Raw genomic sequence first — 26,790 nt, 5'->3', positions numbered from 1 at the left:
CCCACGATCAGCTGATCGGAGACACGCACGTCGAGGCCGGCGGTGACGCCCTGGGTGGTGAAGCGGTAGTCGCGCTGGCCCTGCGCGTCCTGGCGACCCCAGTCCACCGAACCGGCGGTCCAGAAGCCGACCGACGAGCGGCGGCCAGGTTCGGACGACGGCGGCGCGGCGCTGAGCCGGTCCGTGGTCGAGCTGACCGCGGCCGGTCCGGCCTGACGCCCGGCCCACAGGTCGAGGCCGAGCATGTCGCGGTCGCGGTCGCGGCCGATCATATCCGGATCGATCGTTTCGCGTGCGCCCAGCTGACGGTGCAGGGCCGCGCGGGGATCGTTATCGGCGTCGTTCTGGGCGCCGAAGCCGAGGCTCAGGCTGACGCCGTTGGACGATCCGTTGTCCCCGTCATGCAGGTCCTGCAGGCGGCGCTGGAAGTTGCTGATCTGGGCGTCGGCGAAGCGGCGGGCGGAGGTCACCTGACCGGTGGCCACCCCCCTCACCTCGGCGTCCTGCGACGGATCGGGGCGCGCCTCGACCGTCACCGCCAGGGTGCTGGCCGTCGTGCCCGCGGCGTTGGTCAGGGTGAAGCTGACCGTCGCCACGCCCGAGAAAGTCCCGGCCGGGGTGAAGGTCAGGTCCCAGTTCGCGCCGGAGCCCGTGATGGTCGCGGTTCCCGCCGTCGTCGGCGAGATCGAAACCACGGCCGCGCCGCTGAACGGGCCGCCGGGGACGGCGCTGATCCGGGTGGTGACCGGACGGCCCTGGACGGTCGTCGCCGTCAGCGCCTGGGCGCCGGGGACCAGGTTGGAGACCAGGTCGATCCGGCCCGCCGCCGACGCGCCGAACGGCAGGTCGATGACGTAGTCCAGCGAGGTGGAGCCGCCGTTGGCGGCGCCCGGGTTGAAGACGATCGTGAGCCCGTTGACCGTCGCCACGCCGAAGGCCGGAGCGCGGGTGATGCGCAGCGCCTGGAACGGACCGCCCACCAGGCCGGCGGTCGGGGTGAAGGCGAGCGTGCTGTTCGACGGCGTCGCCCCTTGCAGGTTCGGCGCCTTGCCCGCGACCTGGAAGGTGAAGGTCGCCGGCGCGGAGTCGCCGCCCGGTCCGAAGGCCACCACGGTCACGGTGTCCGTGCCCATGAAGTTGGCCGCCGGGGTGTAGACCAGCTGGTAGTCGCCGGGCGCGGCTTGCGGACCGTCGGCGCCCGCCGTCTGGGCCAGGGGCGCGGCGACGGTGGTGATGGACGCCGTGCCGTGCTGGCTGGTCGCGGTGATGCGGTAGCCGTCGATGACGCCGTTGCTCTGGCTGCCCAGATTGACCACGACCGGTTGGACCGCTCCGCCGGACGACGGCGGCGCCACGACCGGATCGGTCGGGGTGTCGATCACCGGCGGCGGCGGGGTCGCCACCGTCAGGCTGACGCTCGCCGGAGCGGAAGTTCCGCCCGGTCCGGTCGCTGTGAAGGTGAAGCTGTCCGGACCGTAGTAGGCAGCCGAAGGCGTGTAGGTGACCACGTCGCCCGAGACCGTCGCGGTCCCGTGGGCCGGGGCCGAGGCGATGGCGATGGAGCCGTGCACGCCGCTGACCGAGCCGGCCAGGTCGATGGCCACGCCGGTGCTGGCGTAGGGCACCGCCACGCCGCTGACGCCCGAGACCGTCGGGGCCGGCGGGTTGGCCACCGTCAGGCTGACGGTCGCCGGGGCCGAGGTCCCGCCGGGGCCGGTGGCCGTGAAGGTGAAGCTGTCGGCGCCGTAGTAACCGGTCGTGGGCGTGTAGGTGACCACGTCGCCCGCCACGCTCACCGTGCCGTGGGCCGGGGCCGTGCCGATGGCCAGGCTGGCGTGGACGCCGGTGATCGAGCTCGACAGATCGATGGCCGTGCCGGGGCTGTTCCACGAAACGGCGACGCCGCTCCTGTCGACGGCGACGGGCGCGGCCGGGGTGGCCACGGTCAGGCTGACCGTCGCGACGTTGGACGTCCCGCCGGGGCCGGTGGCCGTGTAGGTGAAGCTGTCGGCGCCGAAGTAGGTCGCCGAGGGCGTGTAGGTGACGATGTCGCCCGCGACGGTCGCCGTGCCGTGGGCCGGAGCCGTGGCGATGGCGATCGAGGTATGGGCTCCGCCGGTCAGCGAACCCGACAGGTCGATGGCCGTGCCCGCGCTGCCATAGGCCACCGTCACGCCCGACAGGTCGGCCGCGATCGGCGGGTTGGCGATGACGGTGAAGCTCTGCTGGACCTGGGCCGCCGGGTTCCAGTTGGAGTCGCCTCCCTGGTTGGCGTTGATCACGCAGGTTCCCGGCGCGGTGAAGCTGACCGTCGATCCGGAGATCGTGCAGCCCGTGCTGGAGCCGTCGAGGGTGAAGGTCACGCCTAGGCCGGAGGTGGCCGAGGCCGTCACATTATAGGCTGGCCCCGCCACTACGGCGGAGGGCGCCGTTGAGGTGAAGGCCAGGGTCTGCGCGCCCTTGGCGATGGTCACCGTGGTGACGCCGGTGTCGGCGGACAGAGGTTGGCTGTCGGTGACGCGAACGATGTAGCTGAAAGAGCCTGCCACGGTCGGCGTGCCCGAGACCACGCCGGTCGAGGTGTTCAGCGTCGTGCCGGGCGCGAAGGCGCCGGCCGCGAGCGCGTAAGTGTAGGGCGCGACGCCGCCGCTGATGGTGTTGGCCTGGCTGTAGCTCTGGCCGACGACCAGGCCGGAGGCCGGAGCCGCCGAGATGGTCAGGATGGCCGGGGTCACCGTGAAGCTGCGCGAGACCGAAGGCGCGGCGGCCCAGGTCGTGTCGCCGGGCTGCTCGGCCCGGATGGTGCAGGTCCCGGTCTGCTGCAGGGTCAGGCTCGCGCCCGAGACGGTGCAGATGGCGGTCGTGTCCGAGACGAAGCTCACGGCCAGGCCCGAGCTGGCGGTCGCCGCCAGGGTCAGGGGCGAGGCCGACAGGGAGGCGTCGGCCAGGGTGTTGAAAGTGATGGTCTGGGCGCCCAGGCCGATGGTGACGGCATAGGCGCGGCTGGCCGAGAACGGCGCCCCGGATCCGGTGGAGCTGTCGGTGGCCGTGATCGTGAAGTTGAAGACGCCCGTGCCCGTCGGCGTACCCGAGAGCGCGCCGTTCGTCGCCAGGCTGAGGCCGGCCGGCAGGGCGCCGGCGGTGACCGCATAGCTGTAGGGCGCGGTGCCGCCGCTGGCGCTGACGCTCGCGGTATAGGCGGCGTTCACGGCGCCGTCGGCCAGGGTGGCCGGCGCGAGGGTCAGCGTAGGCGCGGAGACGGTGAAGTTGTAGTTGCTGGCCACGCCGTAAGGCGAGCCGGCTCCCGTTGTGCTGTCGCGGGCGACGATGGTGAAGTTGAACGTTCCGCTGGCCGTCGGCGTGCCCGACAGCGTGCCGTCGGTCGCCAGGGTCAGACCCGGAGGCAAGGTCCCGAAGAAGCGTGAGTAGGTGTAAGGCGCCGTGCCGCCACCGGCGACGAAGCTGCCGGTGTAGGCCTGGCCCACGGTCGCCGACAGGGTCGGCGCCGTCAGGGTGAAGTGGGGATTGGTCACGTTCACCGTGTAGGCGCGGCTGCCACGATAGGGCGCCCCGGCGCCGGTCGAGCTGTCGGTGGCGGTGATGGTGAAGTTGAAGGCATTGGACTCGGTGGAGGTGCCGGTCAGCTCGCCCGTCGGCGCCAGGGTCCAGCCCGGAGGCAGGGCGCCGGCGGTCACCGCGAAGGCGTACGGCCCGGTGCCGCCCGAGGCGGTGAGGGTCCGGTTATAGGCCGCCCCCGCACGCCCATTGGGCAGGGACGTTTGATCGACGACCACCGTCGGCGCGGCCACCGTCAGGGCGTAGCCCCGGCTGCCGGCGAACGGCGCGCCCGTTCCCGTCGAGCTGTCGGTGGCGGTGACAGTGAAGTTGAATATGCCTCCTGCGGTCGGCGTGCCGGTCAGCGCGCCCGAGGCGGAGAGGTTGAGGCCCGCCGGAAGCACGCCGGAGGTAACCGCATAGCTATATCCCGCCGTGCCGCCGTTGGCGGTGAGGGTTGCGCTGTAGCTTGCGCCCACCGTCGCACCGGTCAGGGTCGTCGGGGTGAGCACGATCGTCGGCGCGCCGATGGTGACCGAATAGGCCCGGCTCCCGGAATAGGGGGCGCCGGCGCCGGAGGTGCTGTCCGTCGCCGTGACCGTGAAGTTGAACGTTCCGCTGGCGGTCGGCGTGCCCGAGAGAATGCCGTTGGCGGCGAGCGTTACCCCGGCGGGCAATGCGCCGGCGCTGACCGCATAGGTGTAGCCCGCCGTACCCCCGCTCGCGGTCACGCTGCCGGCGTAGGCGCTGCCGACGGCCCCTGATGCGAGGGTCGTCGGCGCTAGGGTGATCACGGGCGCCGCGACCGCCACCGAATAGCTGTTGGCGACCGAATAAGGCCCGCCGCTTCCAGCTGACGAACTATCGGTCGCGGTGAGGGTGAAGTTGAAGGTTCCCACCACGGTCGGCGTGCCGGACAGCGCGCCTCCCGTCAGGCTCAGGCCCGTCGGCAGGGCGCCGGCCGTCAGGCTGTAAGCATAGGGAGCCGCGCCCCCGCCGGCGGTGAAGGTCTGCGAATAGGCCGCGCCGGCGGTCGCGCCCGGCAGGGCGCCGGAGGCGGGCGACAGGTTCAGGGTCGGCGCCGCGACGACCAGGGTGAGCGTGCCGCTGCTCTGGGTGAACGGGCCCGTGCCGGTCGAGCTGTCGGTGACGTTGACCGTGAAGTTGAACGTCCCGCTGGCGGACGGCGCGCCGGTGAGCGCGCAATTGCTGCCGATGGACACCCCAGCCGGTAGGGCGCCGGAAGCCACGGAGGCGCCGCAGCTGTAGGGCGCCGCTCCGCCTTCGGGCGTGATCTGCACGCCCGACAGAGCCGCGCCGCGCACGCCGCCGCCGACCAGCGACGCGGACAGGGTCGGGTTGCCGATCACGACGGTGGTGGTGGCCGGCGCCGATGTGCCGGATCCGTTGGTGGCCGTCCAGGTGAAGCTGTCGTTGCCGCGGAAGCCGAGCGGCGGCGTGTAGGTGACCTGGCCGGTGCTGTCGATGCTGACCGAACCGCCCTGGGCCGTGGTCGCCGAGCCGACCGCATAGGTGGTTGGATTGCCGGTGGCTTGGCTGGAGAGGTTGAAGCTGGTCGTCAGGTTCGAGCCGTCATTGTAGGCGACGATCGAGCCGAAGGTGAAGCTGCTCGCCACGGGCGCGGCCGTGGCCACGGTGACGCTGCTGGCGGTCGGGGTCGCATAGAACGACGATGAGCCGCCCGAGAGCGAGTAGGTGATCGTCTTGGCGCCGATGGGCGCCGACGCCGTGACGGTGAAGGTCTGGGGCGTGGCGGTGGTGAAGGTCAGCGCGTTGACGCCCGTCGTCATCCCGGCGCCGCCTGACAGCGACAGGGACACGGTCAGGGAGCCGCTGGGCGGCGCCATCGATGGCGTGACCGTCGCCGTGACCGTCTGGCCGACGGTCATGGTCGCGGGAATACCGGTGATGCTCACCGTGCCCGGCGTGATGTAGGTGAACTGGTTGGCGGCGCCGGTCGCGCTCGTTCCGCCCAGGGTGGTGACTCGCACATTCACGGTCCCGGCCGACCCCGCCGGCGCGGTCGCGGTGATCTGAGTCGCGCTATCAACGGAGTAGAGGTCCGCCTCGACCCCGCCAAAGCTGACGGAGGTGGCCGTCAGCAGGTCCGTGCCGGTGATCGCCACCGTCGTCCCGCCCGCAACCGGCCCCGCCGACGGACTGACCGCGGTCACGGTCGGGGCCGCGACATAGGTATATTGGTTCGCGGCGGAGGTGACGCTGGTGTTGCCGCCATTGGTGACCGTCACATTGGTCGTGCCGGCCACGCCGGGAGGGGCCACAGCGTTGATGGACGTCGCGTTGTTAACGACGTAGCTGGTGGCGTTGACCGCGCCGAATTTGACCCCCCCAGGCCCTGTCGTGCCGACGAAGTTCGTGCCCGTGATGACCAACGCTTGGCCGCCTGCAGTCGGACCAGCGATCCGGGTAAGCGCCGTCACCGTGGGCGCCACGTCGTCATTGACGATCGTGCCGACGCCCTGGGCGTCCGAGATCGTCGCGTTCGTCGGCCCGCTGAGGTTCACGACAAAGGTTTCGTTGGCCTCGGCGAGCGTGTCGCCGGAGACCAGGACCGAAACGGTCTTCGTCGTTTGGCCGGGCGCGAAGGTCAGGGCGCCGCTGGCCGCGGTGTAGTCGCTACCCGCGGTCGCGGTGTTGTTCGCGGTCGCATAGTTGACGGTGACCGTGCTCGCGCTGGCGGCCGACAGAGACACCGTGAAGGTGAAGGTAGTGGTTCCCGCCATGCCCTCGAACTGAGACACATCAGTGATCGACAGGCTGGGCGGGGTCGGCGCCGAGCAGCTGATCGTCACGCTCGCCGTGCCGTTGGTCGGGCCGCTGATGTTCGGGCCGCCTCCGAAGGAGCCGGCGTCCAGCCGGACGCCTACGATATCCCCCGAGTTCGCGATGGTGAATGACCCGCTTCCCGACGCTGCGGTCCGGTCGTACGAGTTCGTGCCCGTGATCAGATTATAGTTGGAGTCGGTCAGGTAGATGTGGAGGTAGGCGTTGGTGGTCTTCGTGTAGCTCCACGAAATGACTTCGCCGGGCGCGAAGGTGTCGACCAGATTTGCGCTGGTGGTGATGTTCTCGTCATTACCGTTGGGTGCGATGAATCCGTAGGTTCCGGACATCGAGGTCGGGTTCTGTCCGCCGGCGCGGCCGTTGTTGACGTACTGACCGTTGTTGATCGCCGAGCAGGCCGTCGAGAGGGCAAGAGCCGCCGAGGGCGTCGCCAAGGCCGACATGGCGACAACGAGCATCACCAGAACGCGAGCGCCAGCGCCCGCACGGCCGAAAACCGACTTCACAACGTTCAGCATCTGAAGGCCCCCGAGCGCCTGTCCGGCGCTTCTTCCCCATCCCCGTCAGGCGCAGGGCGCCCAACGAACACCGCTAGATACACATTTTCACAGTGGTGAAAAACGGTCCCGCCGCCCCGGAAGCGGATGTTCATACAATTTCAACAGGACAAGAACGGACCAGATCGAATCAAGCCGGCTTCATCTCCATTGTCGCCCGGTCGGGGCCCAACTCGGGAGCGTGCTGGGCCGCTCCGGACCCAGGACCTTTCTTCGGCGCGGGCGGCGAGGCAGGATGCTGCGATCCGCTCGTCGGCGTACGGCGCGGCTCCGAACCAGACGCCCCGGGTCATGGTGGTTTGAGCCTGCTCAAAGGCGTTCGTCCGCGCCGCGCCCCGCCCTTGCGGATGGTGACGGCGTCCGTTTCCGGCTCCACCCGCGAGCCAAGATCGAGCCGCTTCGACGATCTCAGAACCTCCAAGAGGCCCGCATCGCGGCGCCGGCGTCCGCGTTGCGTTCAGAGGCGAGGGCCTGCGCAGCGAGGCTGACGACGAGTCCCTCGCGAAACTGGACTTCGGCCTCCAGTCCAATCTCGGCGGCGACGCCGGGGATCGACAAGCCGCGCACGCCGTCCAGCGACTGGCCGTCAAGGCGCATCCCCGGGGTCGCGTCCGTGTCGCCGACCATCCGGCGGAGACCGGCTCGCGCGCTCATGCGCAGGTCTCGACCGTGGGTCCGGTAGCCGCCAGAGGCGCGCGCGCCCAGACGGATCAGACCCAGATCGGCCTCGCCTGCGTCCACCGTCAGGGCCGAGGCGCCGCCGGTTTCGCTGAAGCCGTCCTGGCTCCAGTGAATGAAGGCCGCTCCGGCATAGGGCTCCACCGTCACCGCATTCTCATACGGCAGAATCCAGGAGACCTCAGCAAACGCCTGCCCCAATCGGCCGTCCACCTGGGCCTTGTTCAAATCGTCGAAGCCGGGGAAGACGACCGCCCGAGCCACGTCCGTGGACTGCCAGGACCAGGCCAGGCCGGCGCTCAGTCTCATTGCGTCTCGGCTTTGGCCGACGTAGGCCCCCAGGCTCCATACCTCGCCGTCGGCGGTCAGACCGCGGCTATCCATGGCGTAGTCGCTGGTCGCATAGCCGCCGCCGACGCCCACCCGCCAGCCGTTCGATAGGCCGGCGTCCGCGCCCATGGCCACGCCCGTCAGGTCGCGATCGAGCCGGCCTGCGTTCCGGTCGGTGTCGTGTTCGGCGCTCAAACCGTACGCCTTGACCCAGACGCCGCGGCCGGCCTCCGCGTTCAGGCGATCGACGAAGGTGTCGCGCACCAGGCGGCTGTCCTCGATCTGCGCCGTAGTCAGCGAGCCCCAGGCGTCTCCGGACAGCTGGTCAAAAGCCAAACGGGCGTCCGCTTCCGACAGAGTGATCACGGCGTCCCAGACGTCATTGCCCAGGCCCAGAGCCTCGACCGCCGGCGCGGTCGCGCGCTGGTTCGGGGTCCAGGCCACCGCGGCGAAGTCGATGTCGTTCCGCGTCAGGGTCAGCTCGACGGAGGCCGCCGTATAGTTGAGGGTGGCGTCCAGGAAGGCCAGGTCTGAGGCGACCGAGCCGAACTGGCCGTTCACCCCGCCTGCGGCCGTCAAAATGGTGTAGGCGGTCCGCGGCGCATAGTTCCCGCCCGAGCCCAGCGACAGCACCGAGCCGCCCAGCAGATTGGCCGAACCCAGCACGTTGATGCGGTCAGACTGGCCTTGAGGATTGACCTCGACCTCGAAGACTGAGCCCGCCCGGAAGGTCAGGTCGCCATCCACCTGCAATGCGCCGATGCTGTTTCCCGGGTTGATGGTCCCGGCCACAGTCAGGTTCCCGACCCGGCCAGAGCCTTGCAGACGGCCGCCTTGAGCCACCTCCAGCGTGCCGCCCAACCGGCCCTCGACCGACAGCCAGCCGTTGACGACCGTATGGCCCGTGAAGTCCTGCGACTGGCCGGTGAGGCGAACCCTTTCGGATCCGACGATGTTCATCGTGCCGGCGCCGCTCAGCGCCCCGCCCCAGGTTCGTGCGCCGTTCGACTGGTCGAAGGTCAGAACAGCGCCGGCCGTGGTCGCCACATCGCCGGTAAAGGCGCCGACCACGGTCAATTCGCCCTGCTCGATGGTCCAGTCCGAGGTCGAGGCGCCCGCCAGGCGCAGACCGCCCGCCCCCGACTTGATGTACGCGCCCGAGCCCGACGTCGTCCCCTCCAGGTCGGCCCAGGCCGCCGACTGGTTCAGGCGCACCACGCCCTCATTGACGATGTCCCCGCGGATGGAGGCGGTCGAGCCCACCAGGGTCCCGGCCTGGACGTAAGTCCCACCAGCGTAGCTGTTGTTCCCCGTGAGGATCAGCGTGCCCAGATCGCTTTTCACCAGACGGCCCGCGCCGGTCAGGCCCGAGCCGATGGTCGCCGTCATTCCGGCCCCGGCCGCCGTGCCGTCGCCCACGCGAATGACTGTGTTGGCGTTGGCCAAGCCGATGCTGTCGCCCTGCACGACATAACCGTCGGCGGCGAACTGCATGCCGTCCACGCTCAGCGTCCCGGCCGAGCCGTCGACCGTGACGATCCCGGCTTGGCCCGCGAAGACCGCGAAGCCGGGCGCTGGGTTGATGTTCCCATTCAGCAGGCCGTCGGCGTCCGTCCAGTTGGCCGAGGCCAGCGACCAGAGGCCCGCGCCGCCGTCGATCAGACCGTTGTTGGCGCTTCCCGCCGCATCGCCGTCCCAGAACAGCAGCGTAGCGTTGTTGCTGTTGAGGAGATTCACCTGACCGGCGACCGAGGTTTGCACCGCCAGGTCCGAGGGCGCGACGCCCATCGGCGTCGAGCCGATATCCAGACCACGGTCGGTCAATGCGCCGCCGTAGCTGAACAGGCGGTAGACGCCCGCGCCGAAGTCGCCGATGGCCGTCACATTCAAAATCCCGTCGAGCGTCAGGTCGCCGCGGACGTCGAACAGGGCTTCGGTCCCGGGTTGGCCCAGGCCGACGTTGACCCGGGTTCCACTGAACAGGCTCAGGTCGCCGCCGAAGGTCAGGGTCTGCCCCTGGACTCCGTTCAGCGAGCCGCCGGACAGGATCGAGGCGTCGCCGCCGATCAGACCCACGCCGAACAGACCGGCGCCGGAGCGCACCGTCACACCGCCGCCGATCTGGCCGGTGACGTTCAGTTCGCCCCCGACGACATCCACGTCGCCTGTCCAGGCGCTGTTGTCGGAGGCGAGTGTCAGGCGGCCCACACCGCTCTTCACGAAACGGCCCGCGCCGCTGAACGGGCCCGTCAGAACGGCGGTGAAGCCCCCGGTGTCCAGGTTCATCGTCGACGTCAGGGTCAGCCGGCGGGCGCTCGTCCAGTCGCCCAACAGGCGCAGATCCCCGCCCTGGGCGATCAGGCCCGACGAGGCCGAGCCCAGGGCGCCGTCGCCGTTGATCGCCAGCCATCCCCCACGCAGGACCGTATCGCCGGCGTAGGTGTTGAGGCCCGTCAATTCCAGCGTCCCCGCGTCGCTCTTCACCAGCCCCCCGGAGCCGGTCAGCGCCGACGCGATCCGGGCGGTGATGCCTGACCCCGCCGCCGTGCCGTCGCCGACGCGGACGACAAGGCCGTCAGCACCGATCGTCAGCGCATCGCCCTGGAGCCGATAGCCGTTCTGCGCGAACTGAAGTCCGGCAGCGGTGATCGCCCCGGCGGAGGCATCCAGCGTCACCGTTCCGGCGTCCCCCTGGAAGACGACGAAAGCCGGAACCGGCTGGGGATCGCCGTTCAGGCGGCCGTCGACCGTGGTGAAATTCGCCCCGCCGACGCGCCAGACCCCCTCGCCTCCGTTGATGACCCCGTCGTCGTGGAGAGAGGCGTCGCCGCCGTCCCAGAACCACATCGGCCCGCGGCCCGTGACCAGATTGACCTGGCCGGCCACAGCCGTCTGGACCCTTCCGAAAATCAGTTCGGGCGTTTCGCCGAGCTCAAGCCCGCGGTCGATGAGCGCGCCGCCGTAGTCGAAGAGCCGGTGCACCCCGACCTCGAATTGCCCCTCGCTCTTGATGTTCAGGATCCCGTCCAGCGTCAGGTCCCCGACCACATCGAACAGCGCCTGATCGCCGGGCGCGCCCAGCGCCACATCCGTGAACGATCCGGAGCCGAGGACCAGGGATCCGAGCGTCAGCGTCCGCCCCTGGACGCCGCTGAGCGTCCCCCCGGCTTCAATCGCGACGTCACCCGTCAGAACACCCTGGCCGGCCAGAACGCCGTCCGTCGCCACGCGAACGTTCCCGCCCAATTGTCCATTCACGACCAAGGTCGCGTCCCATCGACCGCCGCCGATACGCGTCAGGCCGGTGAAGTCGGCGTTGTCCGCCACGAGACGGGTCACGCCGGCGTCGGCGTGAATGAGACCGTCTCCGCGGATCGGCGACCAGAGAGAGACATCGCCGTCGTGGCGGAAGGTGATGATCCCCTCCCCTTCGCCGATCTGGATCTCCGCCGCCTGGAGTCCGCCGGCGGCCGTCAGGACGCCCTCCCCCTCCAGGCTGCCGAACACCAACTCGCCGCGCGAGCCCGCGTAGGCCGCCAGGGTCAGGGCGCCGGAGCCTTCGTAACCGACGGAGAGCACCCCGCCGTCGGCCAGCCGCAGGACGCCGTCGCCCTCGAGACCGATCGCGGCGTCGCCGAGGTCGATCCGGGAGCCCTCGCCCACGACCTCCGCCGATCCTCGTCCCCCTGCCGACCCGCCCAGGAACAGCGCCTCCGCCTCCATGATCGCTCCGTCCAGCACCTGCAGCGAGGCCTGTCCTTCCGAACCGAGCATGGCGAGGCCCGCCTCAAGGCGCGTGTCCTCCCCGGACAGGCGGATCGCCGCCAACGCCCCGGCGTAGGCGCCGGCGACGAGGAATTCGGCCCGCAGCAACCCTCCACTCGTCAGGCTGACGTCGGCGAACCCTTCGTGCCCGAGCATGGCGAAGTCGGTCTCGACAGCCGCCCCCTGTTCCACGGTCAGTCGCCCATGCGCGTCGGCGTAGTCGCCGACGGTCAGATCACCGGTCGTCAGCAACCCTTGGTTCCGGACCGTCAACGCCCCGGCGTCCCCGGGCTCAAAGCCGATGACGACCGATCCGGCCTCGCCGATATCCGCGTTGCGGTTCCGAAGACGTCCCTCGACGATCAGATCGCCGCCCCTGACGGCGATCCCGCCGATCATCTCGCTGTCGCCGCCGAGGATGGTCTCCCCGGCATGGTGTTCGATGTCGCCCCGGCCGAAGACGTCGGCGTCGAACCGATAAGCCTCGCTGGTGTGATTGAAGACGATCGCGGCGTCCGTGTTCATGACGACGCGCGGGGCCTCGAGGACGCCCGCGCCCGCCGCCTCGCCCCCGTCGAGCGGATCCGCGCCGATCACCAGTCGGCCCGAGGCGTCACTGTGGAGCCCCAGCCACAGGGCGTCGTTCGCGGGGTTCGTCAGCGCCAGGGTCCCGCCGTCCGCGAGGACCAGTCGCCCGTGGCCGTCATAGCCGACAGCCGCCTCGCCGACCTCCACGCGCGACCCGGCGCCCGAGATCAGGACGTCGCCATAGGCTCCCGCGGCGTAGCCGACGCCGAGGGAAGCGGCGGCGATCCTTGCGCCGTCGGTGACGCTCAGCGTCGCGCGGCCGCCTTCGCCCAGCCCGAGTCCCATGTCCTGGTCAACGGTGAAGGCGCTGCCCTCGCCCGCCACTCGGACCACGCCATACTGATCGTATCCCGCCACGCCCAATGCGGCCGCGCGCGCCGCGGCGCCGTCCAGCACTTCCAGCACGGCATTGCCGTAGGTCGCGACATAGAGGCCGTTCTCGACCGACAGGACGGTATCCCGGCCCGTCGCGGTCAAACGGCTTTCGGCGTCCCAGCCGCTGGTCAGATCGAGGTAGTCCGCCCGCAGCGTGGCGCCGTCGCGGACCAGGATGTCGGCCGCGCCGGACATGCCGGCGCGCAGGTAGCCGACATCCAGCAGGGTCTCTGCGCCGGTGATCTCGACCGCGCTCCGGCTGCCGTAGACGTAGCCGAACCAGGCGTCGGCCGCCGTGACGACGGCCCCGTCCGCCAGGGTCATCCGTCCCGCTTCCGACGCGCCGACATAGAGCTCCGCCACGTCCGCGCGGCTTTCGGCTCCGGCGATGGTCAGCTGTCCAGGTTCGGCGACGGGGCCGTCGACCGACAACAGCCGGCCTTGGAAGGCGCCGCCGTTGCGGATCGTCAGGGATGCGGGCCCATTCCCACCCCGCACCTGGGCGAGGGTGGAGGTCCCGTCGCCGATCCGGCCTTCCAGGACCAAGGCGCCGCCATAGACCTGCAGCGCGCCCAACATCGGACTGTCGCCGGTCAAAATCGTCTCGCCGGCATAGTGAAACAGGCCGCCGCTTCCGGAGATCGCCGGCGCGAACACATAGCCCGCGCCGGTATGGTTGAAGACCAACTCATCGGCGTCGATCCCCAGGACGATCGGACTATTTCCCGACGGCGCCGGCGCGGACGGCGTCGCGCCGACAGGCGCGCCGACCACGATCGACTGCGCCGCCGCGGGATCGGCCAGGCCCGCGCCCAGCGCCAGCGCTGCGAGAGAAACGGCGCAACCTTGCCCGAGCGCACGGCGGAAACGGCGCGAAGCGGTGATCTGGTGCAGCACTGGACTTCCTTCCCTAAAACCCTGTCCCGCCCCGCCTGGGAGGGTCGTCTCAGCGCCGATAATCCGAGTTGCGCGCTCTGCGTCAGGCCGTGCGTCCGCCGAATTGACCGTGCGTCCCAACCGACGTTAAGTCCGCCCAGGCTTGGGGGAGCGCCGCGTGGATCGTCTGCCGTTCATTCGCTTTTCGACCGACGACTTCGGCGCCGGTGATCGCCTGGACGCCTGGCGCGAGGCCATGGCGCCGATGTTCGACACACGGCGCCCCGAGGCGGATGCAACATTCCGCGGATCGGCCTTCACCTATCTCATGGGGCCGCTGGCTCTGGGCGGCACCGAGGTTGACGCCCTCGCCTATGAGCGCGACGCGCCGCGGATTCGTTCGGACTACATCGACCATTATCTGATCCGGCTGGACTATGAGCCGGCGCGGCCGGAGGGGGTGCTGCGCGTCATCGACCTGGGGCAGCCGATCAGCCTCCCGGCCGCGCCGATGTACTGCCTCTGCATCTTCATCCCGCGCGACGTTATGGACGCCGCCCTGCCCTGCGCGGACAGCTTGCACGGCCGCGAGATCGACGGGCCGCGGGGACGGCTGATGGCCGACCATATCCGGTCGCTGGCCCGCAACGCCCCGTCGATGGGCGGCGCGGAGGGGGCCGGAATGGCGGACGCCACCCTGGCCATGCTAGCCGCCTGCCTGGCGCCGTCCCGGAACGCCGACGCCCGGGCGCGCAGCGTGCTCGACGCCACCCTGATCGGGCAGGCGCGCCGGTTCATCGACAGCCGCCTCACCTCTCCCGACCTGACGCCCGAGGCCGTCGCGCGGGCGCTTTCGGTCTCCCGCACCACCCTCTATCGGCTGTTCCAGCCTCTTGGCGGCGTGGCGCGATACATCCAGCAACGCCGGCTCAAGAAGGTGCACGCGATCTTGACCGACGCGACGGACCGCCGACGGATCGGAGACATCGCCTTCGAGCACGGCTTTTCCGATGAAGCGGCTTTCGCGCGGGCCTTCCGCCGCGAATTCGGCGTCACCGCCCGCGAAATCCGGGCGAGCGGAAGCCGTCCGGCGATCGCCCCCGCCGGCGTCCGTCTCGACCTGTCGCCGCCGCAGCGCATGATGCTGTGGGGCAGCTGGATGTCGGACCTGGGCGACGCCGCCTGATCAGGCGAGTCCGCAGGCCGCGCCGGAAGTGGATTTCAGCGACGGACGCCCACCGACTGGAGTTCAGCTCGGCGCCGCGCCCGGAGATCGACGGCTCGGTTGGAAGCGGAGGTAGGATCCAGGAGCGACCTAAAGCGCCGGGCCCACCGACCGGGGGATGGTCTCGACGCTAGCCGCCTCCCGCCGCGATATCCAAGGGCAGACGGCCCCCAGCAGACCCGCAGGCGTTATGGGCTTGGCGAGATGGCCGTCAGCCCCGGCGAGACGAGTCTGGGCGACGTGTTCGGGCAAGGTGTTCGCCGTAAGCATGATCACCGGAGTTTTGCGCGCGGGATCGCCGGCTTCGCCCGCGCGAAGCCTTTGAGTGGCTTCGATCCCGTCCATTTCCGGCATCATCATGTCCATCAGGATCAAGTCGAACACATCGGCTGAAGCCGCGGCTAGGGCTTCCCGGCCGTTCTCGGCGAACGACGGCGTGATTCCAGCAGCCTGCAGGATGAGTCCGACGACCTGCCGGTTCGTCGAGTTGTCGTCCACCACAAGCACGCGCGCTTTCCCGAGATCTGTTTCGGTCGGGTCTCCAGTCGGCGCCGTCTCTGTGCTCCGCAGGGCGGCGGGCTCAAGATCGACCCGGATCCAGAACACCGAACCTTCTCCGGGGGTCGAGCGGCAGTCGAGGGTTCCGCCCATCGCCTCAACGAGGTCGCGGCAAATCGCGAGGCCCAGCCCGGTGCCGCCGAACCGGCGCGTGATGGTTGAGTCCGCCTGTTGGAAGCGTTCGAAGATCACGTCGCGCACCTTGGCGTCGAACCCGATGCCGGTGTCCGCGACCTCGAATAGGAAGGTGGGTCCCGCCCGAGTCACGCGCAGCACCACCTCGCCCTCCGCTGTGAATTTGATCGCGTTCGAGAGCAGATTGCCGAGGATTTGTTTCATACGTGCGCTGTCGAGCAGCAGAACGCCGCCAGCGGCCGGCGCGAACTCGAGTCTGAGTGGGATCCCCTTCTCGTCGGCCTTGAGTCGGCAGAGATCCACCACGCTCCCCACCAAGGGTTCGAGGTCCGTCGGCGCCGCATTCAGTTTCAGTTCCCCGGATTCGATGCGTGCGAGGTCGAGGATGTCGGCGATCAGGCGTCCCAGTTGATCGCCGGCGTCAGAAATGATCTGAACCAGACGAGCCTGATCCGCTGTGAGCGGAGAGGAAGCCAGCAAGCCGGAACAGGCGGTGACTCCATTCAGGGGAGTCCGCAACTCGTGGCTCATATTGGCCAGGAAGGCGGTCTTCGCCCGGCTGGACTCCTCGGCGCGCGCAACGGCTTCGGCGAGTTCACGCGCCTGATTGCGCCGCTCGGAGATGTCACGAATATGTCCATGCACCCGAGGCTCGCCCTCGTCGTGCGACACTGACATCCACAACTCGATATCGAGATCCGTGCCGTCTCGCCGCTTGGCCGGCAGTTCCAGCCGTCGGCCAAGGCGCGCGGCGCCGCTTTCGCGCCACCGCCGCATGCCGTGCCGGTGAGCCGTCCGATGCTCCTCCGGAATGATCAATGCGATGTCCCTGCCCAAGGCTTCAGCTTGGCTGAATCCGAAGAGCCGCTCCGCGCCCTCGGACCAGGTCCGGACGAGACCATCCGCGTCGCAATCCACGAGTGCGTCGGCCGACGCCGTCAGCGCCTGACGCAGCGCGCCCGTGCGATGGCGTTCGGCCAGTTCCGCCGCACAGGCCTTCCCGATCAGTTTCAGGCGATCGGAGAGAATATCGTCGAACGGCTTCGGTTCCTTGTCGAAAACACACAGCGACCCCACCATGCAGCCGTTCACACACAACGGGATATGCGCATAGAAGCGGATGAACGGCGCTTCGACGACATATCGGCTGCCTTCGAACCGCGGGTCCAGACGAGCGTCCGCGACCCAGAGAATGTCATCGGGCCTAAGGAGGGCGTAGCTGGTGAACGCGTCCCAACGATCGATCTCGACCGCCGCGACGCCCACCCCTCCCGCGACCCTGATGCGGTCGCTGTCGATCAGGCCGACAAAACCCGTCGGCGTGCCGGCGATATTGGCCGCGACTTCCGCCAGCGCCTTCAGACTCCGGTCCGGCTCATCGTCGGCGAGCCCAAATGACTGGAGCATGGCGATGCGGCGATGTTCGTGGTTTGGACCCGGAAAATCAGTCATTGGATGCTCCAACCGCAGCATGCGCTGAGCAGTGTTAAGAGATTGACCTGTGGTTGTGCGTCCATCCTCGGCTCGGGCCGTTCAACCCGCCGGGCGAAGGACAGAATTCGAACCGCGGCAGGATATCCTGCTCTCGGACTCTCGCCCCGGGCTCAGCGCCGGACGGCGGCCTTGTCGCCACCAGCCAGGGCATCGACCTCATCCTCGCTGACATTGGCGTTGTCGCCGGGCGTGGTCATGGCCACCGCTCAGGGCGCGAGGTCGATCCCGGGGCAGACCGGCGCCGCACCTATTCTCCTGGGTCAGGCCGAAGCCGTGCGTCACGGAGCGTCAACGACAGCGCCGCCCGCGCCGCAAGCTTCGGCCGTCCGGCCACAATCAGGCAAGCGCCGCTCCCGGTGATCGAGCCATGAGAAGCGCGGAACCCTGTACGGCCGCGCTTGGATTTCGGAACGAAATTCCCATCTCTCCCTCTGACACCCAGCGCTTTGATGGAGCTTTCGATGGCCGGGGGATGGACCCGCGACGGAGCCGTTCTGGATCAGATCGACGACACCGTCCTGGACGGCGTGCTCACCGCCCGCGCGCGCATGCCTTCCGGCGCGGGGACCGAGGACTGCATCGAATGCGGCGACCTCATTCCCGCGGCGCGCCGCCAGGCCCTGCCCGGCGTGACCACCTGCGTGCCCTGCCAGTCCGGACGCGACGCCCGCGTCGCCGTCGCCGGCGTCAACCGGCGCGGCAACAAGGACAGCCAGTTGCGCTGACGGCATGACCGCCTCCCTGTCGTTGTTTCCCGATCTGGGCCCTTCGCCCGCAGACGCCGTTCCGACGGGCCTGCGCTACGCGGACGGTATTCTCCCGGCGGATATGCAAGCCGAGTTGATCGACCGCGCCCGCACCCTCGCCTTCGCCCCCTTCGACTTTCGGGGCTTCAAGGGCCATCGTCAGATCGTCGCCTTCGGCTCGCGCTACGACTTCACCCATGGTCGGATCGGACCGGCCGATCCAATGCCTGACTGGCTGCGGCCCCTGCGCGCCAGGGCGGCGGCCTTCGCCGAAATTCCCGAGACCGATCTCGTCCAGGCCCTCATCACCGAATACGCCCCCGGCGCCGGGATCGGCTGGCATCGCGACCGGCCCGAGTATGGGAAGATCATCGGTCTGTCCTTCGCCTCGGACTGCGTTCTGCGCTTCCGCCGACCCGAGGCCGGCGGCTGGCGGCGCGCGTCGCAACCCCTGTATCCCGGCTCGGCCTATCTGCTCGACGGCCCCGCTCGAGAGGTCTGGCAACACAGCATCAGCCCCGGCGATCGCCTGCGCTATTCGGTGACCTTCCGTTCGATACGATAGGACGCGGGCCGGCGGAAAGGGCGCGAGCCGAGTGAGCCGGCTTCCAATCGCGTAAGCGGTCAGCCGCGACGACGCCCCGGCCGTCCCTCCCGCCACCCCGGCTCATTGGCGGATCCCTGGGTTTCGGACGGTCAGCCGAGGGGGCCGGCGACCGGCTTCGCCCCGTTGCGGAATTTCGCTCGACGGAGTTCGCTTAAGCATGGTTCCGTCGCTCAATGACGAGAGGCGAACGACGCTCAGGCAAGGTCCAGCGCGCCCTGCTGATCGCGGGGGGCTGTTTGGTCGCCGCGTTCGTCGTCAGCGCGACGCTCATCCTCCCCGGAATGATGTCATTGTCGCCGGGCGGTCTCGGCGTGGTCGCCACGGTCTGCATGGCGCTGCTCATCCGCCGAGGCCTGACGTCGCGGCGCTATGTCCGTGCATGGCTTGCCGTCGGGGCTACGCCGCTCCTCGCCGTCACCGGTTTCGCTGCCGCCTACGCATGGTCGTTTCTGTAACGCTGCGTCCGCTATCCGCTCATAGCGGAACGTCACCCCCGACCGCCCGGCGGCGTCGATGGGTTCTGCATGCTGTGGCCGCCAGCCAAGCACTCCGCCAAGGACTTGGGCGCAACTCCATCCGGCGCGCGACCCCACCCTGGGAACCCGGGTCCTGAACGCCGGCCACAGCCACAGCAACAGATTCGGTCCGCCTTGTTCACGCCTTGTGGATTGTCGGACGGCGGATAGGGTGACGGATGCTCTCCGCCCCTTCCTCCCGATCCGCCGGCCATCATCGGTCGCGCGGCGGCCGTCGACGGCGACACCCTGGAGATCCACAGCCAACGGATCCGGCTCTGGGGCGTAGATGCGCCCGAGAGCCGGCAGACCTGCACCCGGGGCGGCGCGGCCTACCGCTGCGGGCGGGAGGCGGCGACCAATCTTGATCGGCTGACGCGCGATCAAACCGTCACCTGCGAGCCCAAGGGGCGACCGGACCGCTATAGACGGATCGTCGCGCGGTGCACCACAGCGACACGGGCCGGTGGCTGATCGTCGATCTCGCCGCGGCGCAGGTCCGGGAGGGTCATGCTCTCGATTATCGACGCTACAGCGCTGGAGCCTATGCCGAGGCCGAAGCCACCGGACGGAATGCCGGGGCGGGCCTCTGGGCCGGGACGTTTCAGCGGCCTTGGGAGTGGAGGGCGAGGTAGGTTCGCCGGCCTCCACCCCGGCGTCGACGTCAGGCCGGCGCCAGCTCCCGGCTCACATTGAGCATGAGAGGGCGGTCTTGGTGCTCCACCGGGGCAAGAACGACGAAGCGGGCCGCCCGCTCGCCGCCGCGAAGGCGCAGCTCAAGTTCAACATCAGAGCCGTTCGCCGCCAACCGAAGCGCCAGGTCGCGCGCCGCATCCTCCGCCGCTCGACCGCTGGCGAACATCATGGGGTTGTCGATGGTCTCGACATTCACCGTCCAACCCCCGTCAACGGGCTCAACGATGACCTTCTGCATGGTTCTCCCTCATATCGCCGAAGGACCCCTCGTCCTCCGGAGGCGCGATTTGGGAACGGCCCCACGGGGGTCAAGGGGCCGTGGCGTGAAAAGACGAGCTGACCGATCGGCATGACGGGGCGGATCGAACCGCTGGAAGGCGCCGCGGGGGTCAGTCGCCTTCGCGCCAGAGTCGACGCCGGCGCCCGGGATTCAAAGCCGCGTGAGCGCGGAACAGCGGCGCGCCTTGCGCAGTTGCTTCAGGGTGTAACGGAGGAGCCGGCCATGACCGACGCGACCAACCATCCCGATCCAGTCCCCACCGATGACGACACCGCCTGGCCGGAGACCCGCGACCCCACCCGGCGCCCAGAGAACGATGAGGAGGAGGCGCTTGTTGACGACAACCTCGCCATAAACGGCGTCCCAACGCCGCCGGACTGACGGCGATGCGATCCTCACCTGCGCTTTGCGCGGACGGCCCCTGAGGGCATGAGCGGCGCCTCCATACCCAGGGAGCGCCGCTTCCTTTTGCCCCCGACCCTGCGTCGGCGCGGACACGAGCCCGTCAGCCGCCGGTCGCCTTGCGCGCGCTGGACAGCTTCCGGCGCAGCGTCGCGCGAGCACGCTCATGCCGATCAGAAGCCCGCCGGGCCTTGCGCTCCAGCAGGACCCGCGCCTCGTCCAGCTTCGTCTCCTCCGCCTGCCAGGCCAGGTCCAGTGCGGCGAGCTCAGCCTCCAGCCGCTTGACCTTCGCCCTCTGCGCCGCCGTCGGGCCGGTCGGCTGGCGGGATTTGCGGGCTGGGCTGACCTTGCCGACGTCGATGGTTTCCCCCCGGCGCATGACCTCGCCTGGAGCGGCCATCGCAGCCTCATAGTCGGGGCCCGCGGTCACCTCGCGCGCATATCCGGATTTGAACAGGTCCTGCTCCACGCCCCAGGCCGCCAGCGCCTTGGCGCGCGAACTGACCGCCACCGGATGGGCGTGGAAACCATCCGACCAGGTGAAGACCTTCAATCGCGGGGCCATTAGACGACCTTGAGCCAATTCTCGCCCCACCCCAAACCCGGTCCCGATCGGGTCCGTTCCAGATCCTGGAGCGCCATGACGACCCAGCGGTAGGCGAGCCGGCAGTTCCGGCATCGGCCGCGATCGCGTCTCACAGTCCTCTTCAATGCGGTTCCAGGGAAGGGCGGACGTTCGCTGATGCGATTGTCGTTGGGGTCAGACGGATTTTGCGATCCAGCGTCAGCATGGAACGGCGGCGGAGCGCCGAGATCTGACACCGACGAGGGCGGCAAACGGACCTTCGCGCCTGGCTTGCCCCCGTGAAAGCGCACGGTATCTTCCGCAGATGACCGACGCCGAACGCATTGAAGCCCTTTTGGACATTGTGGACGAAACGCGGTCGGAGGTCCGCGCTCGAAGTGAAAAGCTCGTCGTTCTCGGTTATGCGGAACGCCGGGGCAGGCAGGGTTTCTGGCCGAGCAATGCAGGCTGGAACCTGTTAGGCGACCGGGGACGTCCTTTCGGCATGAGCGCCTAGCCGCTTCGCGCCGGAAGGAGATGGGTTCGATGGCGACATACGAAGGTTCGAAGGGAGACGGCGGCCCGATCCCCTGAAAGCGTGTTTCACTGCCTAAGGTCAGGTTTGGCGAGGTGCGTTGAGGCTTCCGGAGGCTATGCTTGGAGGATGATCCCCGCACTTGTTCTCGCCGCCGCCATTCAGGTCGTTCCAATACCTCCCGCCTTGCCCGAGGATCCCGGGCCTGAGCGGAGAGCGGCGGCCGTGGCTCTTTTTCCCCGGGAGCCGTACATTTCGGAGTACAGCTGGGGCATCAACATTGCGGCCAGTCGGCTTTCTGGCGAGGTCCTGACCCAGCGAGGCGTCAACCTTTACGATCGGGACTTCCTTCTGTCGGATCGACTGATCGCCAAAGCCAAGGCGGCGCCTGACGGGATCATCGACGAGGCCATCAAGTGCGTTGCCGAACCCCTCGCCCAGCGTCTGTACGTCCCGGACCTCGTGGCCCTGAAGGCTTACGCCGCAAGCCCGGAGGGTCGAAATTTCTGGTCCTACTACCTCAGCACCCTGCCTTGGCGCGCCTGCATCGATGGACCCGTGAGGGCCTATCTTGAGCCATACGTTGAAGCGGACTTGGCGGCGGTGATCGCCGAGACGCCCGTCCGTTGATCGACCGCAACAGCGGGAGGCACGAGCAGCGTCTCCGCCCTGCGCCGTCGGTCTCGCCCGCCGCCGGCGCGGCATTATCGCATCCGCAAGCAACCCCTGACGCACCGACTGCCCTGGTCCATTGCGGAATGGCGGGGGCGCCCGCAATCTGGTCCGCAGCATAGAAAGTTCGCCATTGCGCATCCCAGCTTTGATCTTTGCGACCGCCGTGTCGGGCTGCGCCTCGGCAGGCCTTCACCCCGGCGCCGATACGGTCGCTCGCATCGAGACCGGCTTGGCCCTCATTCAGGATGTGCAGGAAGTGGGGGTGAGCGAGAGCAGCGGGATGACCAGGATGGCCCGCACGAGCGTGCGCAATCTTCAGTGCACAGCCCGCGAGCCCGCGATGGCCGATTGCACCTACGACGTCCGCCGTACGGCGTCCCCATCGCCATGGGAGGCGCGTCGGCGGACCTTCGTCAGATCGGACGGACTCGCCTCCGGCGCCGCGCAGGCGGACGGCTGGGTGTCGGCGTCCGAAAACGACTCTCTGGGACGGGGGCCAGCGTCCATTGACCTCGGTCTGTGGGATCCGCCGGACGGCCCCCAGATTCGGGTTGCGAATATCCCTCCGCCGATGGAGGAGCCGGGAGTAGAGACGCTGATCGCGCAAATGGCGCCCTCCGAATGGGCGAAGGCGCTCTCGTCTTCATCAGGCCGCGTCGTGCCGGCTGAGGCCATCAGGCGCGTTGAGTGCGTGGGTCTTGAAACGTCCTACATGCTTTGCGGGTGGGAGCAGCAATTCGGGAACGCCTGGCGACAGCGATCGCAGTACGCGGACATCAGCCAGATGGATGGCATCCCCATCCGGCTGATCGGCCAACCGGAGCCCGAATTGTAGCGGCGGCGCCGACGGCGGCCGACCATGAAGGTCACGAGCGGCCATTGGGCGAGCGCTGGGGCACGGATCTTCCGCGCACTGGCGAATTGAAGGACGGCGTCGGCCCCCGTGGCGGATGTCGTTCCGGCAGGCGAAAGCTCGTCCAGCGCCAGGGAGGTCTTGCCGACCAGGCGACCTTCGGGTCCTCGGTTCGGGCTGACCGGGTCATCAACCTTTAAGGTCCCATACTAGGCTTTGGGAATCACGCCCGTTTTGGAACCGCCATGTCGTTAGACCTAGACCGCGTTATCTATCTCAGCCGCGCGACGGGCAGTACGGGCTCTCTGCTCAACATGGTCGCGATTCTGGCCGAGTCCCAGCGCAACAACGCGCGTGATGGCCTGACCGGAGCCTTGGCCGCTCACGACGAGCGCTTCATCCAGGTATTGGAAGGGTCCCGTCAGACATTGGATGGCCTGCTGCGCCGGCTCGCCAAAGATCCGCGTCATAAGGACATCACCATCATCGACCGCCGACCAGTCAAAGAACGGCTGTTTACCGGGTGGGCGATGGCGAATGCCCGGTTCAGCCCGGACAAGGCGCGAGGCCTGAGCAAGCTGGTGGAAGCGCCGGGCGCACCGCCTGCGGAGATTTTGAGGTTGATGCGCGACGCGGTCGGCCCGCAGACTTGATGAACGACGGAGCAACGGCCGAGCCGGAAGAGATGAACCAAGATTAATCGGAATGTCGGCAACCGTACCGGGCGGCAGATGTTAAACTGGCGCTTGGAGAATGCGATGTCGGACACTGTCTGCGTCTTCGTCGTCGATGACGAAGCCCTAATCCTTCTCACCATCGAGCATGCGCTGGAGGATGGCGGTTTCGATCATCGCTCCGCGACCTCCGCCGCCGAAGCCAATAGTCTCTTCGAACAACACGGCGACAAATGCCGCGCCTTGATCACGGATGTGAATCTAGGCGGCGGCCAGACGGGCTGGGATGTGGCGCGTAGGGCCCGAGAGCGATTTCCGGCCTTGCCCGTCATCTATGTCACGGGCGACTCCGCTCATGACTGGGCTGCGCATGGCGTTCCGAACAGTATCCTCGTCAGCAAGCCCTTCGTCGCCGCGCAGATCATCAACGCGGTGGCGACACTGCTCAATGCGGAACCGTCGGGACCGCAGTTCGCCCCGCTGTAACAGACTAAGGCTTCGGAACGGCTACGCTAGACTTCGCATTGGGTTGGTGTTCATTTTCATGAATGCGTCGGCTGCTCGACAGATTTAGCCGGGATGATCCGGCCTTCCGCCTAGAGGCCGAAGGCGCCGGCGTCGTTCTCATCCGGCAGGACGGTCAGGCCGAACCTTTCAATGCGATCGCCCGAGATCTGATCAATGAGGCGGGAAACGACTTCCTCGTCTTTCCGACGACGGACGGAGCCGCCGGCTACGAGCGGGTCTTCATTCTTCCTCTTTAGCCGGAGCTGGGCCCCCAAGGCGTGCGCGTGAACGCTGTCCCTCCCGGCTGGATCATGACCGAGGGTACCGACGTCTTCCTCAACGGATCCAGGACGCCAACGGGGGTACGATCGAGGACGCGCGTCAGCTGGTTCTGGCCGGCCTCGGCGGGATATCCATCGGTCGCGGCGCCGAGCCCTTCGAGGTCGCCGAAGCCATCGCTTTCCTGGCCTGGATCGCGCCAGCTCGATCCACGGGTCAGAGATCGTCGTTGACGGTGGAACGGCGCCAACGGTGTAGCTCGAACACGTGGAGGACTCTCAGCAAGGGCGGGATCAGCCTTTCGGCGCCCGGCCTTCGCCCAAGCTCCCGTAAATGGCGTCCCGCAGCCTCTTCATGCGCGCGTTGGGATCGCCGAGTTCGGCAGGCGAGGCTCCAGAATGTTCAAGCAGGGCCTCGGCCAGGCAGCCCGCCCTGGCCTCGAGGGCGCGTACAGCGGGCGACAGAGCGATCAGCACCTGACGCTCGTTATCCGGATACTGCGGGATAGCGTTCCGATTGTTTCGCCGCTGCAATCCGGGTGAAAGACGGAAGCGGCAATCGCGTCCCGTTTCCCAGCATCGGAGATTCTCGTGCGCCTGATCCTGCCGGCCCTCGCCGCAACCGCCGTTCTGTTGATCTCCGGACCGGGACTGGCGCAGGATCTACGTCCGGCCGACAACCCCGAGATGGCCGAAATGCTGGCCGCCGACCAGGCGGTGCGTCACAGCGTGACGGCGGAGAGTCTCCGGGACCGGACCTTTCTGCAGACCATGATCGCCGGGGACGCCGAGCGCCGGCGACGCACCCGCGCGCTTCTCGAAGCCGGCAGCCTGCAGACCGCGGAGGACTATCGCGCCGCAGCCTTCGTCTTCCAGCACGGCTCCACGCCCGAGGACTACCTGCTGGCTCACAGCCTCGCGGTCGCGGCGTTAGCCAAGGGTGACGCCGAAAGCGCATGGATCGCCGCGGCGACGCTTGACCGCTATCTCCAGATGACAGGCAAGGCGCAAATCTACGGCACCCAGACCCGAAAGGCTCCGGATGGACCCGCCACGCTCGATCCCTATGACCGCGACTTGGTTCCTGATACGCTTCGCACCGCGCTGGACGTCCCCACGCGGGCCGATCAGGACGCGCGGCTCGCGGCGCTGAACGCGGCTGCAGCCGCCTCGACCGGGAACGCAACCGGCCCAGGCGGTTCTTGAATGCAATGGCGGCGATGCGCCGGAAGCGGACATAGCCGCCGATCCCAAGACGAGACGTCGGCGCACACGCATTTCACCCGGCCCTTTGGATCGGTGGCCGTTGACCCGCCATTGGACCAACGTCACGCTACGAGCTCGTGGCGAAGATCGTAAATGTGGACTGATCTGTTCTTGACCGCGGTCGGCGTGCTGACCGTAACGCTCAGCGTTATCCTGGCGACAGCCCTGCTTCTGGCCCGCCCGGCGGCGCACATGGCAGACCGGTTCCTGGCGGGTTTCCTGCTGGTGTCAGCCGTCGACCTACTGGGCTGGACCGCGCCGCTGATGCCGAGCGTAATCCCGCCATTGCTCGTCTTTCGTCTGCCCCTCGCCTTCCTGCAGATGCCCTTCCTGCTGGCCTATGTGCTGACCTTGAGCTCTGGCCTTTCCAAACACCGGTTCCATTTGTGGGCGGGGACGGTGTTGGTGATCGTCTCGGCGCTTAGCCTGACGCCACGCGCCTTGGCTATGGCGGACATTGATCCGGGCCTGCCGGCTTCGAAGGGAATTGACCTCCTTTGGAACGAAGCCGCGCTCCATCTGCAGTTCTATATCTACGCCGGCCTGATCGGCTTTACGGTCTTCTCTCGCGTCAACCCGATCATCGATCCGGGCGTCCGGCGGTGGCTGAAGGTTTTGCTGCTCGTGTCGCTCCTGGCCCACACGCTCGTCCTGGCCAAGACCGTGGCCGCCGTCGCTGGGGCACGGCACGTCTACGCCGTATTGAATGTCGCCGTCGGTGCGAACGCCGCGGCGTTGCTGGTGTCCCTGTTGATGCTGGTCCTGCTGAGAGGGGCCCTCGCGAAGCCGGCGGCGCCGGTCCGACCGCTGCGGGTCCGGACCGTTTCGGATGAGAATGAGATGGTCCGCATCCGGGAGATCATGGCGCGGTTGCAACTCCATCGTGATCCGCAGTTGAGCTTGAAGGCTCTCGCCCGTCGGGTCGGTTTGTCCGCGCGGGAGGTGTCGCGCCTCATCAACGACGTCGAGGGGCTTCACTTCTTCGACTTCGTGAACGAGTACCGCACCCAAAGAGCGGCCGATCTGCTGACCGATCCGGCCTGGGCCGATCGCTCCATCCTGGAGATCGCCTACGACGCGGGCTTCAACTCCAAATCCTCGTTCAACGCCGCCTTTCGCAAGCATCAGGGCGTGACGCCATCGTCCGTCCGTCGCGCCGCGATCGGCGATGGCGTTCCGGCGACCGACTTCGCGTAATCGGTCGAGACGACACTGCGGACGGGGCAGCG

At 68.4% G+C, this 26,790-nt stretch carries 19 protein-coding genes; 14 read left to right on the top strand and 5 right to left on the bottom strand.

All coding sequences use genetic code 11. The features are described from left to right. Window positions 1-6,899 (bottom strand): putative Ig domain-containing protein (locus tag AC07NB_RS13340; protein WP_494571329.1); only part of this gene is annotated, 6,899 nt, incomplete at its 3' end. A gap of 447 nt (window positions 6,900-7,346) precedes the next feature. After that, window positions 7,347-13,571, bottom strand: a complete 6,225-nt coding sequence (locus AC07NB_RS13335) for an autotransporter domain-containing protein (RefSeq protein ID WP_494571330.1) — start codon at window positions 13,569-13,571, stop codon at window positions 7,347-7,349. Window positions 13,572-13,728: 157 nt separating this feature from the next. Here AC07NB_RS13335 and AC07NB_RS13330 point away from each other — a divergent pair, with 157 nt between their 5' ends. Continuing rightward, window positions 13,729-14,736 carry a helix-turn-helix domain-containing protein gene (locus tag AC07NB_RS13330; protein ID WP_494571331.1) on the top strand — a complete coding sequence of 336 codons (1,008 nt, stop codon included), beginning with the start codon at window positions 13,729-13,731 and terminating at the stop codon, window positions 14,734-14,736. Between the two features lie 129 nt (window positions 14,737-14,865). On the opposite strand, the gene AC07NB_RS13325 is transcribed toward AC07NB_RS13330, so the two are convergent. Next, window positions 14,866-16,920, bottom strand: coding sequence for a hybrid sensor histidine kinase/response regulator (locus tag AC07NB_RS13325; RefSeq protein WP_494571332.1), 2,055 nt, complete (start codon window positions 16,918-16,920; stop codon window positions 14,866-14,868). 503 nt (window positions 16,921-17,423) lie between these two features. Between AC07NB_RS13325 and AC07NB_RS13320 the strand changes: the two genes are divergently transcribed. From AC07NB_RS13320 to AC07NB_RS13305, 4 genes are all read left to right on the top strand, one after another. After that, window positions 17,424-17,687: a DksA/TraR family C4-type zinc finger protein gene (locus AC07NB_RS13320; RefSeq protein WP_494571333.1), complete on the top strand. Its 264-nt coding sequence runs from the start codon at window positions 17,424-17,426 to the stop codon at window positions 17,685-17,687. Between the two features lie 4 nt (window positions 17,688-17,691). After that, window positions 17,692-18,273, top strand: a complete 582-nt coding sequence (locus AC07NB_RS13315; protein WP_494571334.1) for an alpha-ketoglutarate-dependent dioxygenase AlkB — start codon at window positions 17,692-17,694, stop codon at window positions 18,271-18,273. A gap of 278 nt (window positions 18,274-18,551) precedes the next feature. Next, window positions 18,552-18,770 (top strand): hypothetical protein, encoded by a 219-nt coding sequence (locus AC07NB_RS13310; RefSeq protein WP_494571335.1) that lies wholly within the window; start codon window positions 18,552-18,554, stop codon window positions 18,768-18,770. Between the two features lie 273 nt (window positions 18,771-19,043). Beyond that, the gene (locus tag AC07NB_RS13305) at window positions 19,044-19,304 is read left to right on the top strand and encodes a thermonuclease family protein (protein WP_494572585.1); all 261 of its coding nucleotides are present in this window, start codon (window positions 19,044-19,046) and stop codon (window positions 19,302-19,304) included. A gap of 190 nt (window positions 19,305-19,494) precedes the next feature. Here the strand turns inward: AC07NB_RS13305 and AC07NB_RS13300 are convergent, their stop codons facing one another. Then, a complete protein-coding gene (locus AC07NB_RS13300) occupies window positions 19,495-19,764 on the bottom strand; it encodes a hypothetical protein (protein ID WP_494571336.1) in 270 nt (89 codons plus the stop codon). Between the two features lie 264 nt (window positions 19,765-20,028). Between AC07NB_RS13300 and AC07NB_RS13295 the strand changes: the two genes are divergently transcribed. Then, window positions 20,029-20,187, top strand: a complete 159-nt coding sequence (locus tag AC07NB_RS13295; protein WP_494571337.1) for a hypothetical protein — start codon at window positions 20,029-20,031, stop codon at window positions 20,185-20,187. A 124-nt stretch (window positions 20,188-20,311) separates the two neighbouring features. Here AC07NB_RS13295 and AC07NB_RS13290 read toward each other — a convergent pair whose 3' ends face one another. Next, window positions 20,312-20,773, bottom strand: a complete 462-nt coding sequence (locus AC07NB_RS13290; protein WP_494571338.1) for a hypothetical protein — start codon at window positions 20,771-20,773, stop codon at window positions 20,312-20,314. A 325-nt stretch (window positions 20,774-21,098) separates the two neighbouring features. On the opposite strand from AC07NB_RS13290, the gene AC07NB_RS13285 reads away from it, so the two are divergent. The 8 genes from AC07NB_RS13285 (at window position 21,099) to AC07NB_RS13250 (ending at window position 26,758) form a co-directional block, all read left to right on the top strand. Continuing rightward, a complete protein-coding gene (locus tag AC07NB_RS13285) occupies window positions 21,099-21,290 on the top strand; it encodes a hypothetical protein (RefSeq protein ID WP_494571339.1) in 192 nt (63 codons plus the stop codon). A gap of 243 nt (window positions 21,291-21,533) precedes the next feature. Next, window positions 21,534-21,938, top strand: coding sequence for a hypothetical protein (locus AC07NB_RS13280; RefSeq protein WP_494572583.1), 405 nt, complete (start codon window positions 21,534-21,536; stop codon window positions 21,936-21,938). Window positions 21,939-22,113: 175 nt separating this feature from the next. Beyond that, entirely contained in the window at window positions 22,114-22,818 is a 705-nt protein-coding gene (locus AC07NB_RS13275; RefSeq protein ID WP_494571341.1) for a hypothetical protein, read from the top strand. 263 nt (window positions 22,819-23,081) lie between these two features. Next, entirely contained in the window at window positions 23,082-23,489 is a 408-nt protein-coding gene (locus AC07NB_RS13270; protein WP_494571342.1) for a BLUF domain-containing protein, read from the top strand. 105 nt (window positions 23,490-23,594) lie between these two features. After that, window positions 23,595-23,996 carry a response regulator gene (locus AC07NB_RS13265; protein ID WP_494571343.1) on the top strand — a complete coding sequence of 134 codons (402 nt, stop codon included), beginning with the start codon at window positions 23,595-23,597 and terminating at the stop codon, window positions 23,994-23,996. Window positions 23,997-24,058: 62 nt separating this feature from the next. Further along, a complete protein-coding gene (locus AC07NB_RS13260) occupies window positions 24,059-24,274 on the top strand; it encodes a hypothetical protein (protein WP_494571344.1) in 216 nt (71 codons plus the stop codon). A gap of 612 nt (window positions 24,275-24,886) precedes the next feature. Next, window positions 24,887-25,501, top strand: a complete 615-nt coding sequence (locus AC07NB_RS13255) for a hypothetical protein (RefSeq protein ID WP_494571345.1) — start codon at window positions 24,887-24,889, stop codon at window positions 25,499-25,501. A gap of 153 nt (window positions 25,502-25,654) precedes the next feature. Continuing rightward, the gene (locus AC07NB_RS13250) at window positions 25,655-26,758 is read left to right on the top strand and encodes a helix-turn-helix domain-containing protein (protein WP_494571346.1); all 1,104 of its coding nucleotides are present in this window, start codon (window positions 25,655-25,657) and stop codon (window positions 26,756-26,758) included. The last annotated feature ends 32 nt before the right edge of the window (window positions 26,759-26,790 follow it).

It is taken from the genome of Brevundimonas sp. GW821-FHT09G01, from assembly GCF_059416065.1.
The sequence above is the reverse complement of the archived record's forward strand: the minus strand, read 5'-3'. Positions and strand labels throughout refer to the sequence as shown.